Source organism: Microbispora sp. NPDC046933 (assembly GCF_040644635.1).
Taxonomy (GTDB): Bacteria; Actinomycetota; Actinomycetes; order Streptosporangiales; family Streptosporangiaceae; genus Microbispora.
In genome coordinates, this window is sequence record NZ_JBEYWW010000037.1 from 25,624 (window position 1) to 41,670 (window position 16,047).

At 70.6% G+C, this 16,047-nt stretch carries 14 protein-coding genes; 7 read left to right on the plus strand and 7 right to left on the minus strand.

Features of this window, described 5'->3' with window-relative positions; all coding sequences use genetic code 11:
- Positions 1 to 36 precede the first annotated feature (36 nt).
- The gene (locus ABZ857_RS35885; RefSeq protein ID WP_357052514.1) at positions 37 to 804 is read right to left on the minus strand and encodes an IclR family transcriptional regulator; all 768 of its coding nucleotides are present in this window, start codon (positions 802 to 804) and stop codon (positions 37 to 39) included.
- A gap of 260 nt (positions 805 to 1,064) precedes the next feature.
- Between ABZ857_RS35885 and ABZ857_RS35890 the strand changes: the two genes are divergently transcribed.
- Entirely contained in the window at positions 1,065 to 1,370 is a 306-nt protein-coding gene (locus ABZ857_RS35890) for a hypothetical protein (RefSeq protein ID WP_357052517.1), read from the plus strand.
- 301 nt (positions 1,371 to 1,671) lie between these two features.
- On the opposite strand, the gene ABZ857_RS35895 is transcribed toward ABZ857_RS35890, so the two are convergent.
- The 3 genes from ABZ857_RS35895 to ABZ857_RS35905 all read right to left on the minus strand — a co-directional run bounded on the left by ABZ857_RS35895 (position 1,672) and on the right by ABZ857_RS35905 (position 5,296).
- The gene (locus ABZ857_RS35895) at positions 1,672 to 2,736 is read right to left on the minus strand and encodes an MBL fold metallo-hydrolase (RefSeq protein WP_357052520.1); all 1,065 of its coding nucleotides are present in this window, start codon (positions 2,734 to 2,736) and stop codon (positions 1,672 to 1,674) included.
- Between the two features lie 645 nt (positions 2,737 to 3,381).
- Positions 3,382 to 4,722 carry an MFS transporter gene (locus tag ABZ857_RS35900; protein ID WP_357052523.1) on the minus strand — a complete coding sequence of 447 codons (1,341 nt, stop codon included), beginning with the start codon at positions 4,720 to 4,722 and terminating at the stop codon, positions 3,382 to 3,384.
- Positions 4,715 to 5,296 carry a helix-turn-helix domain-containing protein gene (locus tag ABZ857_RS35905; RefSeq protein WP_357052526.1) on the minus strand — a complete coding sequence of 194 codons (582 nt, stop codon included), beginning with the start codon at positions 5,294 to 5,296 and terminating at the stop codon, positions 4,715 to 4,717. The genes ABZ857_RS35900 and ABZ857_RS35905 overlap by 8 nt, the downstream gene beginning before the upstream one ends.
- 211 nt (positions 5,297 to 5,507) lie before the next feature.
- Between ABZ857_RS35905 and ABZ857_RS35910 the strand changes: the two genes are divergently transcribed.
- Entirely contained in the window at positions 5,508 to 8,048 is a 2,541-nt protein-coding gene (locus tag ABZ857_RS35910) for a glycoside hydrolase family 9 protein (protein ID WP_357052529.1), read from the plus strand.
- Between the two features lie 271 nt (positions 8,049 to 8,319).
- Here the strand turns inward: ABZ857_RS35910 and ABZ857_RS35915 are convergent, their stop codons facing one another.
- Genes ABZ857_RS35915 through ABZ857_RS35925 form a run of 3 tightly spaced genes read right to left on the minus strand, consistent with a single transcriptional unit; the run spans position 8,320 to position 9,991 of the window.
- Complete coding sequence (locus tag ABZ857_RS35915) at positions 8,320 to 8,652, minus strand: DUF2283 domain-containing protein (protein WP_357052532.1); 333 nt, start codon at positions 8,650 to 8,652, stop codon at positions 8,320 to 8,322.
- Between the two features lie 27 nt (positions 8,653 to 8,679).
- Positions 8,680 to 9,618, minus strand: coding sequence for a hypothetical protein (locus ABZ857_RS35920; RefSeq protein ID WP_357052535.1), 939 nt, complete (start codon positions 9,616 to 9,618; stop codon positions 8,680 to 8,682).
- A gap of 46 nt (positions 9,619 to 9,664) precedes the next feature.
- Positions 9,665 to 9,991, minus strand: coding sequence for a hypothetical protein (locus ABZ857_RS35925; RefSeq protein WP_357052538.1), 327 nt, complete (start codon positions 9,989 to 9,991; stop codon positions 9,665 to 9,667).
- An 81-nt stretch (positions 9,992 to 10,072) separates the two neighbouring features.
- Between ABZ857_RS35925 and ABZ857_RS35930 the strand changes: the two genes are divergently transcribed.
- From ABZ857_RS35930 to ABZ857_RS35950, 5 genes are all read left to right on the plus strand, one after another.
- On the plus strand, positions 10,073 to 10,462 hold the full coding sequence (locus ABZ857_RS35930) for a YbaB/EbfC family nucleoid-associated protein (RefSeq protein ID WP_357052541.1): 390 nt from the start codon (positions 10,073 to 10,075) through the stop codon (positions 10,460 to 10,462).
- A 28-nt stretch (positions 10,463 to 10,490) separates the two neighbouring features.
- A complete protein-coding gene (locus ABZ857_RS35935) occupies positions 10,491 to 10,871 on the plus strand; it encodes a YbaB/EbfC family nucleoid-associated protein (protein WP_357052543.1) in 381 nt (126 codons plus the stop codon).
- A gap of 261 nt (positions 10,872 to 11,132) precedes the next feature.
- Complete coding sequence (locus tag ABZ857_RS35940) at positions 11,133 to 11,774, plus strand: phenylalanine--tRNA ligase beta subunit-related protein (RefSeq protein WP_357052546.1); 642 nt, start codon at positions 11,133 to 11,135, stop codon at positions 11,772 to 11,774.
- A gap of 197 nt (positions 11,775 to 11,971) precedes the next feature.
- On the plus strand, positions 11,972 to 15,661 hold the full coding sequence (locus ABZ857_RS35945; RefSeq protein WP_357052549.1) for a multifunctional oxoglutarate decarboxylase/oxoglutarate dehydrogenase thiamine pyrophosphate-binding subunit/dihydrolipoyllysine-residue succinyltransferase subunit: 3,690 nt from the start codon (positions 11,972 to 11,974) through the stop codon (positions 15,659 to 15,661).
- A gap of 83 nt (positions 15,662 to 15,744) precedes the next feature.
- Complete coding sequence (locus ABZ857_RS35950; protein ID WP_167530605.1) at positions 15,745 to 15,918, plus strand: DUF6104 family protein; 174 nt, start codon at positions 15,745 to 15,747, stop codon at positions 15,916 to 15,918.
- Positions 15,919 to 16,047 lie beyond the last annotated feature (129 nt).

The following is a 16,047-nucleotide window of genomic DNA, read 5'->3' on the forward strand; positions in this document are numbered from 1 at the left end:
GGGGATTTGTCAAGATATTTCCGCAGATGAAGAGGGTTAGGCGGTTCGTCCGTACTCGGTGGCGAGCCGGCGGATCGTCTCGCCGAGCTCCCTGGCCCTGGACCCGGGCAGGCGTTCCTTGAGCACCGTCACGCTCACCGCGGCGAGCGGGACGTCCCTTCCCAGGAACACCGGAGCGGCCACGCAGCGTACGCCGGGCTCGTTCTCCTCCAGGTCCAGCGCGTAGCCCCGCCGCCTGATCTCCGCCATCTGGGCGGCCAGCCCCGCCGGGTCCGTCACCGTGGCCCGGGTCGGCGCGCGCAGCGGCCCGTGCCGGACGGCCCAGGACGTGACCGCCTCGTCCGTCGGGTACGTCCAGGCCAGCAGCGCCTTGCCGACCCCGGTGCAGTGGGCTCCGTTGCGCCCGCCCACCACCGAGGTCATGGTGATGGACCGGGGCGCCTCGATCTTGTCCAGGTAGACGACGTCGGCGCCGTCCAGCACGGCCATGTGCACCGTCTCGCCGGTCGTCTCGCGCAGCCGCGCGAGCAGCGGGTGGACCAGCCCGCGCACGTCCATGTTCTCGTGGAAGCGGAACGCCGTGGCCAGCAGTTCGGTGCCGATGAAGTACGGACCACCCGGCTCGTACTGAGCGGCGAACCCCCGATGCCTGAGGGCTCCGAGAATGCGGTGCAGGGAGCTCTTGGGAAGCCCCACCCTGGCGGCGAGCTCGTCCAGCGTCACGCCCCGCCCGTGCTCGCTGATCTCCCGCAGGACCTGCAGGGCCCGGTCGATGCTCGCCACCGGCGAGCGCTCCTCGCTCACGACACCGTCCTTCCGATTCCGCGTGCCAGAATAACGGCCCGCCGCGCGGAGCCACCCCGCGTATGCGGCCTCGCGGCGCCGGCCGGCCCGCGGAAGGTTCCCGCCTCCGCCCAACCGCTTTCGCACCCCTTCGATACTTGCGTTATCAGAAATTGCCGACGCACTGCGGTTGAGAATCTGAGATGAAGCGGGTGAAAACTTTACAAACACGGGTGAACTATTAAGCTGTCGACGAGTGAGCGTCCCGTTGGAGAGGACCGGTGAGCGTGAAACGCTTGTGGCAGGCGCTTGTAGCAGGTGCCTTACTCGTGCTCGGCATCGTAGCCGTGCCCAATCCCGCGAATGCCTGGAGCTGTACGACCATCCAGACGCAGTTCATGTATTTCGAGGAGGGCACGCCGATCCACAGCGCACCCCGTGGCAGCTCGTCAGTGGTGGGCATTCTTGGATACGAGCAACCGCTCGACGTCAACGGTTCCTGCGTCAGCGACTCGGGCCTTCAGTGGTGGCGCGTCGACGTGGGCGCCTACAACGGGTACGCCTACGACGGATACCGAGTCGGCTGAAACCGGCCGTGTGATATTCACATCGCGCACACGCGTCGTCACGCGGCTCCGGCGAGCATAACCGGAGAAGGCTCTCCATCCGCCTGCGCGAGCACCGCGTGACGATTTGACTGCGCGGTGAGTCCCAATTCGGTGGATCTCTCGTAGAGGTCCGTGAGTATCGGCCGGAGATTCCTTCAGAACCATATCCCCGAACGACATCCCCGCTCACCGTGGCCGAGGAAACGAGCCGCGCCCTCCGGCCCCCTGCCGTCCATCGGACCGTCGAGGCGGCAGAGCGCGGCCCGGCCGGTCGCGGGTGTCAGGCGGAGGGCGCGTACCAGAGATCGGGCTCGCCGGGCACGCGGGTGACCATGCCGCGCCGCTCCAGCCACACCAGGTGGGCGAGCGTCTCGTTGTTGGCCGCCCGCCGCATGTGGGCGGGGATCTCCTCCCAGCTCCGCGACCAGGTGAGCCTGGTGGCGATGTCCCAGCAGGCCGAACCGTCCCCCTCGGCCACGACGCGGCGGACCTCGGCCAGCCGCTCCTCGTGGTGCGCGATCACGTAGTCGACCCGATCCGCCAGCTCCAGGAAGCGGTACTCGTGGGCGGGCAGCACCTCCTCCACGTCGAGCTTGCCCACCGCCCGCAGCGCGTCGAGGTAGTCGGCCAGCGGGTTGGCCGACGACTGAGGGTGCACGGCGACCATCGACGTGATCCGGGCGAGCACGTGGTCGCCGGAGAACAGCAGCCTGCGCTCCGGCTCCACGAAGCACAGGTGACCGGGCGAGTGGCCGGGGGTCCACACCGCCCGCAGGTCCCAGCCGGGCAGGTCGAGCCGGTCGCCGTCCTCGATGAGCCGGTCGGGCGTCGCCGTCGTGACGAACTGGCGCAGCATGACCGACGCCCCGGCCAGTTCCTCGGCCGTCATGTCGGGCACGCCGCACCTCACCAGCAGGTCGCGCTCCCGCTGGACGAGCGCGTTGACGGCCGACTCGTCGTAGCGGTCGTGCACGATGCGGGCGTCGGCCGGGTGCAACCCGATCCAGGCGCCGGAGACCTCACGGATCCGTCCGGCCAGGCCGTAGTGGTCCGGATGGATGTGCGTGACCAGCACGGCCTTCACGTCGGTGATCTCGTATCCGGCCGTGGCGAGCCCCGCGACGAGCGCGCCGTACGCCTCCTCGGTGTTCCATCCGGCGTCGATGATCACGACTCCACCGGGGACCTCCAGGGCGTAGACGAGGACGTAGCGCAGCGGGTTGATCGGGATCGGGACGGGAATCGACCACAGCCCCGGCCGCACCCGCTCGACCTCGGGCAGTCCCCCGCCCAGCCACGCCGCGCGCTGCGCCTCGTTCGCCGCGGTCACGCTCACCTTGCTCATCGGCTCCCCGCCCCTCTCGCAGCCCTGCCCGCTTGATTGTGCCGCCTTACCGAATCTGGTTCTACCGGGGGTACCACCGGCCAGGACCGGCGGGGAGGCGGACTACCAATCGACGCGGGTACGCCTTCGGTTCACCAGAGACCTGGAACAACATGTCGGCCGGCTCAAGGAACTCCCGGTATCCGAACTGGTGAAGCGCGAAATCCTCCCGCAGGAGCCGAGCGACAAGATCTCGCGCATCGATCAACTCCTCGCGTTCTTCGCCGTGGGCTCGGTCGACGTGTGGCGAGATCTGTACGAGCAGCCGGCGGGGCGTGCTACCCGCCCAGGAGTTCCGCCCCCGGCTGCAGAAGATCTGCTCCACCGGCGGAGTCGCGGTCGTCTTCGTCGTGGAGATCAAGGGTGCGCGTGTGAGCGGGGTCACCCGCAAGATCGGGACCAAGCGCGTGATCCAGCTCAGACGCGGTACGGGCCTTCGCCCGGGAGATCGGGATCGCCCCGGGAATAGTCGTGGGACGCCTGCAACGAGAACACCCACGACGCTGGCCCTACCGTAACGGCAACGACCTCAAGCGCAAGCTGGATCTACTCGACACGTAGCAACGGCAACACAACGGTACGAGCCGAGACCCGGCTGACCACGCTTCAGGGCGTCCACCGGGGGTGCCCGGCGGGACCGGCGGGGAGGCGTACGTACAGGAGGGCGGAGGCGAGGACGACCACGGCGGTGAGGGCCCAGGCGGGACCGACGCCGGCGATCCCCGACAGCGGCACCAGGCAGAGCGAGGAGAGCAGGCCGCCGAACTGGAGTTGCAGGGAGTCCACGGACATCACGGTGGCCCGGCGGCCCGCGGCGACCCGCTGGTGCAGCAGTTCGGTCCTGAGCAGGGAGGCGACCGCCAGCGCGGTGAACAGCAGCACGTAGGCCGCCGCGGTCGCGACGACCCCCGCGGCGCCCCGCAGGACCGTCGATGCGGCCAGCGCGACGACCGCCGCCGCCGTGACGACCGTGGCCGAGGCGGCCGCGCGGACCGAGCCGCGGAGGAGCCGGGCGACCGGCGGCGCGAGGGAGCTGCCCAGCGCGTTGGCGGCGAAGCCGCCGAAGGTCACGAAGGCGTAGGCCGCGCCGCCGGTCTCGGACCCTCCGGTCAGCGCGGCGAGGCGTCCAGGGGTGAGCAGCTCGATGCTGTTCAGCATCACGCCGGCCCCGGCGGCGAGCAGCAGCAGCCGTCCGAGGGCGCGGTCGGCCAGGCCGAGCCGGACCCCCGCGACGATCGTGACCGGCACGTCGCGCACCACCTCGGCCAGCCGGACCGCGGCCCGGACGGGCCCCCTCCCCGTACGGCTCGGCTCGCGCATGAGCACCAGCACGGCCACGAGGAGGACGAGCGCGGCCCCCGCCCCCGCCCAGACCGGCGCGGCCAGCGGGTCGTGGCGTACGGCCAGCGGGAGCAGGCCGCCGGCGAGCGTGCCGAGCGCCAGGGCGGCCGAGCCAGCGACGTTGCCGGCCGCGAGCCCGGGCTTCAGGTCGGCGGCCGGGCCATACCGCGCGTGCAGGGTGTCGACGTACCACGCCTGGGCGGGCCCGCTGGACAGCGCACGCGCGACGCCCTTGAGCACGGACGCGACCAGGAACGGCCACACCGAGTGCGCCAGGGCCATCACGACCAGCCCGGCCACGCTGACGACGGCCGAGGCGGCGAGCACCGGGCGTCTCCCGAGGACGTCGGCGAGCCCGCCCGTCGGCAGTTCGAGCACGACGATCGTGACCGAGTAGGCCCCGCCGACCAGGCCGACCTCGGCGATGTCCAGCCCTCTGGCGGACATCAGCAGCACCATCGGCGCCAGCATCAGGCCGGTCGGCAGCCAGGTGAGGAACTCGATCGCGGCGTAGCGCCCGTGCTCACGCATGCCCGGCCGCGGGGTCTCGGCGAGCGATCGCCTGGGCTCGCCCGCGACCGGCTCACCCACGACCGGCTCACGCATGACCGGCCACCGGGTCGCGGCGCGGATGGGCCGCCAGCAGGACCGCGACCAGACGCGCGTCCGGGTCGTCCCGATCCCGTTCGCCGGCCTCCAGGAGCATGGCCGACACCCGCTCGTAGAGGGACGCCACCGTCGCCGGCGACAGCCGTACCACCAGGTCGGACATGCCGGCGGCCTCGACCCACGCCTCGCTCCACAGGTCGCGCTCGCGCTCGAAGTTCTCGACGTCGGCGGTGAGCTTCTCGAGCTGGCGCCGCCGCAGGAACGCCGCGGCCTCCCGGCCCTCGGCGGTCGCGGCCATCTCCACGTCGCTCCAGGAGGTGAAGCGGTGGATCGCCCGCCACCGGCGCTCGCGCCGGTCGCGACGGCCGGGATCCTGCTCGACGAAGCCATATCTGGCGAGCTGGCGCAGGTGATAGCTGGTGGAGCCGGAGCTCTCTCCGAGGCGGCCGGCCAGCTCGGTCGCGGTCGCCGGGCCGGTCGTGCGCAGCTCCCCCAGCAGCCGCACCCGCAGCGGGTGGGCGACCGCCTTCAGGGTGCGGGGATCGTGGACGTGGAAGACCTCGTGATCCATGCCCCGGACGCTAACATCGCAAAGACATCTTTGCAAAAATCTCTTTGCAGAAATGAAAGTTTCAGCCTTACCGGCCCGCAACGCCCGGTCACGCGCGTCTCCTCGGCCGGCTCGTTGACGCCCACAGAAACCCACAGGAAACATGCGATTCGCTCATCACTTGGGAGCGCTCCCACTCCCAGGGTCCTCCCCCACACCCCCGAGGACGACTGTGCTCAGACGAATCGGCATCCTCGCCGTGGCGGCACTGGCCACGGCCTGCCTGACCGGCGCACCTCCCGCAACGGCGGAGGAGGGCCCGGAACAGATCCCCAACGGCACGTTCGACACCACCGCCGACCCGTGGTGGCACACCGCGAACCTGAACTTCGAGCTGTCCGACGGCCGGCTCTGCACGAACGTCCCCGCCGGGACGGTCAACCCCTGGGACGCGATCATCGGCGTCAACGACATCCCGCTGGTGAAGGACGAGACCTACGCGTTCAGCTTCTTCGCCACCGCCGACCCGTCGAAGGTCGCCAGGGCGTACGTTCAGCTGCCGACCGATCCCTACACCCAGTACGTGGCGGCCGCTCCCGAGGTCAGCGTCTCGGGCAACACCTACAGTTACACGTTCACCTCGCCGGTCGACCTGCCCAACGCCCAGGTCGTCTTCCAGATCGGCGGCAGCTCGACGGCCTGGCGCTTCTGCGTGGACAACGTCTCGCTCAAGGGCGGGGCTCCACCGGAGGTCTACACGCCCGACACCGGTCCCCGGGTGCGGGTGAACCAGGTGGCCTACCTGCCCAAGGGCCCGAAGAACGCGACGCTCGTGACCGAGGAGACCGAGGCGCTGCCCTGGCAGCTCAAGGACTCCGTCGGCACCGTGGTCGCGCACGGCACGTCGACCCCGCGCGGCGTCGACGCCAGCTCCGGGCAGAACGTCCACTCGATCGACTTCGGCTCGTACGTCAAGGCGGGGACCGGCTACACGCTCACCGCCGACGGTGAGACCAGCCGGCCGTTCGACATCAAGCCCGACGCGTACGCCGACCTCAAGCTCGACGCGCTGAAGTTCTACTACACCCAGCGCAGCGGCATCGCCATCGACGACGCGCTGCGGCCCGGGTACGGCCGTCCCGCCGGTCACGTGGACGTGGCCCCCAACCAGGGCGACACGAACGTCCCCTGCCAGCCGGGCGTGTGCGACTACCGTCTCGACGTGTCCGGCGGCTGGTACGACGCGGGCGACCACGGCAAGTACGTCGTCAACGGCGGCATCTCGGTCGCCCAGCTCATGAGCGAGTTCGAGCGCACCAAGAACGCGGCGACCGCCAAGCCGATCGGCAGCCTGAACATCCCCGAGAGCGGCGACGCCGTTCCCGACGTGCTCGACGAGGCCCGCTGGGAGCAGGAGTTCCTGCTGAAGATGCAGCGGTCCGACGGCATGGTCCACCACAAGATCCACGACGAGAACTGGACCGGCCTGCCGCTGCTGCCACACCTGGACCCGCAGAAGCGCGAACTGCACCCGGTCAGCACGGCCGCCACGTTGAACCTCGCCGCGACGGCCGCCCAGGCGGCCCGGATCTTCGCGCCGTACGACGCCGCGTTCGCGGCGAAGAACCTGGCGGCGGCGAAGAAGGCGTGGGCGGCCGCCAAGGCGCACCCGGACGTGCTCGCCTCCCCCTCCGACGGCAACGGCGGCGGCACCTACGACGACGCCGACGTCAGCGACGAGTTCTACTGGGCCGCGGCCGAGCTCTACATCACCACCGGTGAGAAGGAGTACAAGGACTTCGTCCTCGCCTCTCCGCACCACACCGCCGACCTGTGGAGCAAGAGCGGCGTCTTCGACTGGGGCCACGTGGCCGCGCTCGGCCGCCTCGACCTCGCGACCGTGCCGAACGACCTGCCCGGCCGGGACACGGTGCGCCAGTCGGTCGTCGACGGCGCGGAGCGCTACCTCGGCGTCGTCAAGGCCCACCCGTACGGCCTGCCGTTCGATCCGGGCAACTATTTCTGGGGCTCCAACAGCGCGATCCTCAACAACACAGTCGTCCTCGGCGCGGCCTACGACATCACCGGCACGGTGAAGTACCGCGATGCCGCCATCGAGGCCATCGACTACCTGCTGGGCCGCAACGCGCTCAACCAGTCCTACGTGACGGGCTACGGCGAGGTGGCGTCGAAGAACCAGCACAGCCGGTGGTACGCCCACTCGCTGGACACCTCGCTGCCGAACCCGCCGCACGGCACGCTCGCGGGCGGCGCGAACTCCGACATCCAGGACCCGGTGGCCCAGGCCAAACTGAAGGGCTGCAAGCCCCAGTTCTGCTACATCGACGACATCGGCTCGTACGCCACGAACGAGGAGGCCATCAACTGGAACTCCGCGCTGTCGTGGGTGTCGGCGTTCGTCGCCGACCAGGGCGACGGCACGGTCAAGGCCCCGGGCGCGTGCAAGGTCACCTACACCACGCACGGCACGTGGCCGACCGGGTTCACCACCCAGATCACCCTCAAGAACACCGGCACGAAGGCGATCGACGGCTGGTCGCTGAAGTGGTCGTTCCTGGGCGGCCAGAAGGTGGCCAGTAGCTGGAGCGCCAAGTTCTCGCAGGAGGCGGCCACCGTGACCGCCGCGAACGAGGCGTGGAACAAGACCATCAAGCCGGGCCAGTCGGTCACCTTCGGCTTCAACGGCCAGGCCGCGCCGGGGGCCAACCCCACGCCCGACCTGTTCACGCTGAACGGCGCCGCCTGCGCCTGACCCGATCCGTTCCGGATCGGAAAGACTCCGGCCGCCGCCTCAGCAGAGGCGGCGGCCGGTTCCATGCCGGGACGTGCCGGGGCATGCCGGGCCGGGGAAACCCGCCGACGGAATCAGGACCCGCAGCGTAGGCGCAGCCGTGCCAGGCGGCCACAGCGCAGGCCCGGCCCTGCCGAGCGGCTTCAACGCAGGCCCGGCCCTGCCGGGTGGCCTCAGCGCAGGTGCGGCCGTCCGAACGGCTTCAACGCAGGCCCGGCCCTACCGGCCGGCCTCAGCGCAGGCCCGGCTCGTAGGGCGGCAGGGTGACGCCTCCGTCGTCCTGCCTGTCGTCCGGCCCGTCGTCCTGCCCGCCGCCGTCCTGCCCACTGTCGTCTCCGCCGTCCGATCCGTCGCCGGCCTGGGCGAGGACCTCCGGGCGCAGGACGTACGACGCGCCGATGATCTCGATGCCGAGGAGGGTGCCGTTCCGGTCGAGGTCCAGGACGATCTCCCCGCGCAGCTCGTCGGCCTCGACCTGGACCTGTGTCTCCGCTTCGCCGGCGTCGATCCGGTCGACCAGGTAGACGTAGGCGACGTCGTTCTCCCTGTCGTGTTCGATGCGCACGTCAGACCTCTCGCACTCGCCCGGCGGCTATTTCTTCTTGCGGATGACCGTGATTAATTTACCGGTCCTGGTGTTCTCCACGATTTTCAGGTTCTGCGTCTCGTAGACCGTGGTTCCCGGCGTGTTGCCCCGGCTCTTCTTGCCCGTCCTTCTGGCGTTCTCGACCATGTCGTCGCTGATGCCACGCTGGCTCTGCCGCAGGTCGGCGTGGGAGCTCACCCCGCCCTCACCGCGGCCACCGCCACCGCCACCTCCGCCGCCGCGGCGCCCGCCTCCGCCTCGGCGGCCGTTGCCGCCGCTCCTGGCGTTCTTGTTGCTGCGCCCCATGAGGGCCATGCCGTCGTGGACGGACCGGCCCGGGCCGGCCGACGCCCTCGGGCCCACCGTCCCCCGGGCCGGGATCCGGGCCCCCGCGCCGGCGAACGCGGGGGCCGGGCCACCGCCGCCCGGACGGCGCAGACCTTCGAGGACCCGGCGGAACTGCTCGGTCACGCGGCGGTCGAGCGCGGGGACCAGCACCCGTGCCGCGCCCTCGGCGCCCTCACGCTGGATCTTCCCGATCGCGGCGCGGGAGCGGAACATCTCCGCCGCGGCCATGGCGGCGCCCAGCGGACCGCCCGCCAGGTAGGCCCTGGCCACCCGCACGGTCGTGTAGACGGCGGTCGAGGCCACCGCGACCTTCACGCCGGTCGTCAGCCAGGCCGCGCTGTCGAGCACGGGCGGTGCCCACCGCGCGGCGGCGGCCGCCCGGCTCAGGTGTCCTCCCTCGCCGCCCGTCTCGCTCCAGTAGCCGGCCAGCGCGGTCGCCGACCTGCCGCGGTAGACCTCACCCGTCCCCGCGACCGTCGCGTCCGCCGCCGCCCCGGACCGCTCGGCGCCCGCGAGCACGGTCCGCCAGGCGTCGGCGTCCTTGCGGATCTCGTCCTCGTCGACGTTCGGCCAGGGCACGTTCAGCAGGCTCAGCATTATGTCCACCTGCGGGGGAACCGTCACACCCACCGTCGGGCCCCCGTCACGCCCACTGCTCGCCGTACAGGTCGCGTGACCGTGACAGGCTCGCGCCCTCGGCCTCGCCGACTCGGGCGCTCACCCTGCCGAGCCCGTCGCCGGTGTCGCCCATGACGGCGGACAGGCCGGTCAGCGCCTCCACCCCCAGGAGCGTGCACTCGGCGTACGGCCCGACGAGCATGCCGAGCAGGCCGTCGTCGCGCCACGCGGCGCCCCCGAGCCCGCGTTCCCTGAGCCGGCGCAGGGCCGCGGCGTAGTCCTCGCCGTGTACGTGCATCCGGGAGGCGTCCTGCCTCATCCGGTCATGGATGATCTCCAGCCCCGACTCCATGCCGCAGACCTCAACTCCCCCATTTCCCATTTCGTACGGATCACAGTAAACACTGATTTACCTTTCGATAACCTCCTTCTCATGACCACTCCCTCCCCCGACGGCGACGCCGAGCTGCTGGAGCGCGTCCTGATGGAGGGCCGGGCGACGATGCGGCGGCTCCAGGAAGCGCGGGCCATGGTCCACGACGTGACGGGACGGGCGGAAAGCGCGGACCGGACGGTCAAGGCCGTGGCCGACGGCCGGGGCGAGATCGTGGAGCTGCACTTCGACCCGCGCGTCATGCGGCTCGGCCGCGAGGTCCTCGGCCGGCAGGTGACGGCCGTGCTGCGCGAGGCCCAGCGGGACGCCGAGGCCAGGACCCGGGCGATCATGGACGCCGCCCTCGCCGAGACCGCCGACGTGCCCGCACCGCTGGACGAGAGGTTCGTCCGAGACCGCGTGGAGCGAATCGCCCGCGACCTGCTGTGACCGTTTCGCGATTCCGACTGGAGGCGCCGTGTACGGCTCTCGCATGAACCCGGCCGACATCCGCGAGACGGATCTCGCCCGGGCCGAGGAGCAGGCGGAGCGCATCCATGCCTGGATAGAGCGGGCCCAGGCCGGCCTCGACGGGATCACCGGCACCGGCGAGGCGGCCTCCGGCCAGGTGACGGTCACCGTCTCGGCGTACGGCCTGGTGCTGGACGTGACGTTCGGGCCGCGCGCGATGCGCCTGGACAGCCGGGCGCTGGCGGATGAGGTCCGCGCGGCCGTCTCCCGGGCGCGGCTCGACGCCGCGCGCCGGACGCGCGAGCTGATCCGCGACGGCCTTCCCGGATTCGACCCCGACGAGGCCGCCGCCCAGTTCGAGCGGCTGCTCGACACTCCTTGGGCCTGAAGCACGAGGACTCGAACCGGATCAAGGCGATCATCGACGATTCCTCCGATCCGGTCTACGAGGGCGAGCCGGCGGCGCCGTCCCAGCCCCGCCTCTGAGGCGCGTCCCTTGGTCATCGCGCGATCGCCTCGGGGAACGCGATCCTGGTCTTCGCCGCCGTCATCCAGGGGATGTCCGCCCAGGCCAGGGACGGCGCGACCCGGGCCGGCCTCGACGGGGTGGCGACGCCGGCGCCGCGCGCCTGGCCGTAGGCTGTCGGGCGTGATCGACGACATCTGGGTGGACGACGCCGTCACGGCGCTGCGTCCGGACTTCGCCGTCCTGGTGGTCTGCGCGTACGGCCTGCGCAACGGGCCGTCCGACGACCGTTCGCGGGCCTGGCTCGCCGACGCGGCGGCCCAGGCCGTGGCGCTGGACGACGAGCGGATCGAGGCCTGGCGGGCGGCCTACCGCGCCTTCGGCGCCAAGCCCCAGCGCACCCGGCCGTCGGTGGACGCGCTGGTCCGCCGGATGCCGCTCCCCGAGATCAACCTGGTGGTGGACGCCTACAACGCCGTGTCCGTACGGCACGGCCTGCCGATCGGCGGCGAGGACCTGCGCCGCTACCAGGGCACCGCCCGGCTGGTGCGGGCCGCGGGCGACGAGCCCTCGGAGGAGGCGCTGGGCGAACCGGAGATCGGCGAGGTGGTGTGGCGCGACGACGCCGGAGTCACCTGCCGGCGGTGGAACTGGCGGCAGTGCGTCAGGACGAGGATCACCGAGGAGACCGTGGACGCGCTCTTCCTCCTGGAGCGTCTCGAACCGCTCTCTCCACACGCGTTGCGTGCCGCGGGCGACGACCTCGCGGGTATGCTGTCCCATATAGCTCCCAATGTCCGGATCGAGTCGCGGCTCATCGGCTGACCCAGTCGTTGTGACCAGAGGGTAAGGGACACCTCACCACCCAGACGGGCTATCCGCGCGTGACCTGTTTTATCGATCCTGGGAGGATGGGCCGGGGCCTGCGACCCGCCGAGGCGCGCCACGGTGTGCGAGGCGAGTAGCCTTGGACAGGTTCACCAAACATCAACGCCGATCTGCGGAAGAGGGCGATTTCCGCCGTGTCGTCTGAGTCGTCGCGGACAAACCCGCTGGCAAGCTTTGGACAAAATGAGTGGCTTGTCGACGAGTTGTACCAGAAGTATCTCGAAGATCCCGAGTCTGTTGACCAGGCCTGGTGGCACTTCTTCGCTGACTACAACGGGACGGCCAAGCCCGCTCCGTCCAAGTCCGCCGGCGCCGCGAACGGCGCGACCGCGACGGCCGCGCCCGAGGCTCCCGCTCCGGTGAGCCCGGCTCCGCAGACGGCGCCGCCGAAGCCCAAGCCGCAGGCGAAGCCCGAGGCCAAGGCGCCCGCGCCCGCCAAGCAGCAGGCCCCGGCCCCGGCCGGCGCGGTCGAGGAGAAGCTGCGCGGCGCCGCCGCGCGCACCGCCGCCAACATGGAGGCCTCGCTGGTCGTTCCCACGGCCACGAGCGTGCGCGCGGTTCCCGCGAAGCTGCTGATCGACAACCGCATCGTCATCAACAACCACCTGTCCCGCGGCCGCGGCGGCAAGATCTCCTTCACCCACGTCATCGGCTACGCGATCGTCCAGGCGCTCAAGTCCATGCCTGAGATGAACCACTCGTACGCCGAGGTGGACGGCAAGCCGGTCCTCGTCAAGCCGGAGCACGTCGGGCTCGGCCTCGCGATCGACGTGCAGAAGAGCGACGGCACCCGCCAGCTGCTGGTGCCCTCGATCAAGCAGGCCGAGACCATGGACTTCCGCCAGTTCTGGGTGGCGTACGAGGAGATCGTGCGCAAGGCCCGCGCGGGCAAGCTCGGCGTGGAGGACTTCCAGGGCACCACGATCTCCCTGACGAACCCCGGCACCATCGGCACCGTCCACTCGGTGCCGCGGCTGATGCCCGGCCAGGGCACGATCATCGGCGTCGGCGCGATGGAATACCCGGCGGAATACCAGGGCGCCTCGGAGGAGACGCTGTCCCGCCTGGCCATCAGCAAGGTGATGACGCTCACCTCCACCTACGACCACCGGATCATCCAGGGCGCCCAGTCGGGCGACTTCCTGCGCCGCATCCACCAGCTCCTGCTCGGCGCCGACGGCTTCTACGACGAGATCTTCGAGTCGCTGCGCATCCCGTACGAGCCGGTCCGCTGGGTCAAGGACATCTCGGCCACCCACGACGACGACGTGGCCAAGTCCGCGCGTGTGCTGGAGCTCATCCACGCCTACCGGGTGCGCGGCCACCTCATGGCCGACACCGACCCGCTGGAGTACCGCCAGCGCAAGCACCCCGACCTCGACATCCAGTCGCACGGCCTGACGCTGTGGGACCTGGAGCGCGAGTTCCCGACGGGCGGGTTCGGCGGCAAGCCGCTGATGAAGCTGCGCGACATCCTCGGCGTGCTGCGCGACTCGTACTGCCGCACGGTCGGCATCGAGTACATGCACATCCAGAACCCCGAGGAGCGGGCCTGGATCCAGGCGCGGGTGGAGCGGCCGCACGCCAAGCCCAGCCGCGAGGAGCAGCTGCACATCCTGCGCAGGCTCAACACGGCCGAGGCGTTCGAGACCTTCCTGCAGACCAAGTACGTCGGGCAGAAGCGGTTCTCGCTGGAGGGCGGCGAGTCGCTGATCCCGCTGCTCGACTCGGTGATCAGCTCCGCGGCGGCCGAGCGCCTCGACGAGGTCGTCATCGGCATGGCCCACCGCGGCCGGCTCAACGTGCTCGCCAACATCGTCGGCAAGTCGTACGCCCAGGTGTTCGGCGAGTTCGAGGGCAACATCGACCCGCGCAGCGCGCACGGCTCCGGCGACGTGAAGTACCACCTCGGCGCGAGCGGCGACTTCGTCGCGCCGGACGGCAACAAGATCAGCACGTCGGTGGTGGCCAACCCCTCGCACCTGGAGGCCGTCGACCCGGTCCTGGAGGGCGTGGTCCGGGCCAAGCAGGACCTGCTGGAGCGCGGCGAGGAGGGCTTCACCGTCCTGCCCGTGCTCGTCCACGGCGACGCGGCGTTCGCCGGCCAGGGCGTGGTCGCCGAGACCCTGCACCTGTCCCAGCTGCGCGGCTACCGCACCGGCGGCACCGTGCACGTCGTGGTGAACAACCAGGTCGGCTTCACCACCTCGCCCGCCTCCTCGCGGTCGAGCGTGTACGCCACCGACGTCGCCAGGATGATCCAGGCGCCGATCTTCCACGTGAACGGCGACGACCCCGAGGCGGTCGTGCGGGTCGGCCGGCTGGCCTACGAGTACCGCCAGACGTTCCTCAAGGACGTCGTCATCGACCTGATCTGCTACCGGCGGCGCGGCCACAACGAGACCGACAACCCGGCGTTCACGCAGCCGCTGATGTACGACCTCATCGACGCCAAGCGCTCGACCCGCAAGCTGTACACCGAGGCGCTCATCGGCCGCGGCGACATCACGGTCGAGGAGGCCGAGCAGGCCCTGCGCGACTACCAGGAGCAGCTGGAGCGGGCCTTCACCGAGACCCGCGAGGCCACCAGGCAGCCGCTCCAGCCGGGCGCGGTCGTGCGGCCCGAACCCGACGAGGTGATCCCGTGGTCGCACGAGGACACCAAGACGGCGATCTCGGAGGAGGTCGTCAAGCGGGTCATCGAGACCCAGCTCAACCTGCCCGAGGGCTTCACCGTCCACCCGCGTCTCGCCCCGGTGATCCAGCGCCGCGGCGCGATGGTCACCGAGGACGCGATCGACTGGGCGACCGGTGAGCTGCTCGCGTTCGGTTCGCTGCTCATCGACGACCACCCGGTCCGCCTGGTCGGTCAGGACTCCCGCCGCGGCACCTTCGGCCAGCGCCACGCCGTGCTGGTCGACCGGGTCACCGGTGAGGAGCACACCCCGCTCAAGACGTTCAACCACGACACCACGAAGTTCTACGTGTACGACTCGCTGCTCAGCGAGTTCGCCGCGATGGGCTTCGAGTACGGCTACAGCGTGGTCCGCCCGGACGCCCTGGTCGCGTGGGAGGCGCAGTTCGGCGACTTCGCCAACGGCGCCCAGTCGATCATCGACGAGTTCATCTCGTCGGGCGAGCAGAAGTGGGGCCAGCGCTCCTCGGTCGTGCTGCTGCTGCCGCACGGCTACGAGGGCCAGGGCCCGGACCACTCCTCCGGCCGCATCGAGCGCTACCTGCAGCTGTGCGCGCAGGACAACATGACGGTGGCGCAGCCGAGCACCCCGGCGAACTACTTCCACCTGCTGCGCTGGCAGGTGCTGTCGGAGCGGCGCAAGCCCCTCGTCATCTTCACGCCCAAGTCGCTGCTGCGGCTCAAGGCGGCCGCCTCGGCCACCTCGGAGTTCACCTCCGGCGCCTTCCGCCCCGTCATCGGCGACGCGACGGTGGACCCGGCGGCGGTCCGCAAGATCGTGGTCTGCTCGGGCAGGATCTACTACGACCTGCTCGCGCGGCGCGAGAAGGACGGCAGGAAGGACGTGGCGCTGGTGCGCCTCGAGCGCATCTACCCGTTCCCGGAGAACCCGCTCAAGGCCGAGCTGGCCCGCTACGGCGCCGACGCGGAGCTGCTCTGGGCGCAGGACGAGCCCGTCAACATGGGCCCGTGGCCGTACCTCAGCCTGAAGATGGTGGAGAAGCCCGACCTGCTCGGGGGCCGCACCTTCCGCCGGGTCTCGCGTACGCCGAACTCCTCGCCGGCCGTCGGCTCGCACGCCAAGCACGACGAGGAACTGCACGCCATCCTGGGCGAGATCTTCGGCTGAACGAGGATTCCGCACCACTGAGGAGGTCCCCCACGCCTGTGGGGGACCTTTCTCCATGATCAGGTCATTGCTTGGAGCGAGGTATGTACTTCACCGACAGGGGGATCGAGGAGCTCGTCGAGCGTCGCGGCGAAGAGGAGGTCAGCGTGGGCTGGCTCGCGGAGCGGCTGCGCGAGTTCGTGGACCTCAACCCCGAGTTCGAGGTGCCCGTCGAACGGCTGGCCACCTGGCTCGCCCGCCTGGACGAGGACGACTGACCGAGAACCACTAGACCGAGGACGCCCGACGAGAGCGGTTCAGGGGGACGGCTCAGGACGAGGCTCCACCGCAAACGCGATACATCTTGACTTCCGACAAACGAGATATATCTTGTTTGTGGATGGTTC

Coding starts and splice junctions, on each gene's coding strand:
- ABZ857_RS35920 (WP_357052535.1), bottom strand. CDS start 9,618: ATGCTGAGCCTGCTGAACGTGCCCTGGCCGAACGTCGACGAGGACGAG.
- ABZ857_RS35895 (WP_357052520.1), bottom strand. CDS start 2,736: ATGAGCAAGGTGAGCGTGACCGCGGCGAACGAGGCGCAGCGCGCGGCG.
- ABZ857_RS35925 (WP_357052538.1), bottom strand. CDS start 9,991: ATGGAGTCGGGGCTGGAGATCATCCATGACCGGATGAGGCAGGACGCC.
- ABZ857_RS35905 (WP_357052526.1), bottom strand. CDS start 5,296: ATGGATCACGAGGTCTTCCACGTCCACGATCCCCGCACCCTGAAGGCG.
- ABZ857_RS35900 (WP_357052523.1), bottom strand. CDS start 4,722: ATGCGTGAGCCGGTCGTGGGTGAGCCGGTCGCGGGCGAGCCCAGGCGA.
- ABZ857_RS35930 (WP_357052541.1), top strand. CDS start 10,073: ATGACCACTCCCTCCCCCGACGGCGACGCCGAGCTGCTGGAGCGCGTC.
- ABZ857_RS35950 (WP_167530605.1), top strand. CDS start 15,745: ATGTACTTCACCGACAGGGGGATCGAGGAGCTCGTCGAGCGTCGCGGC.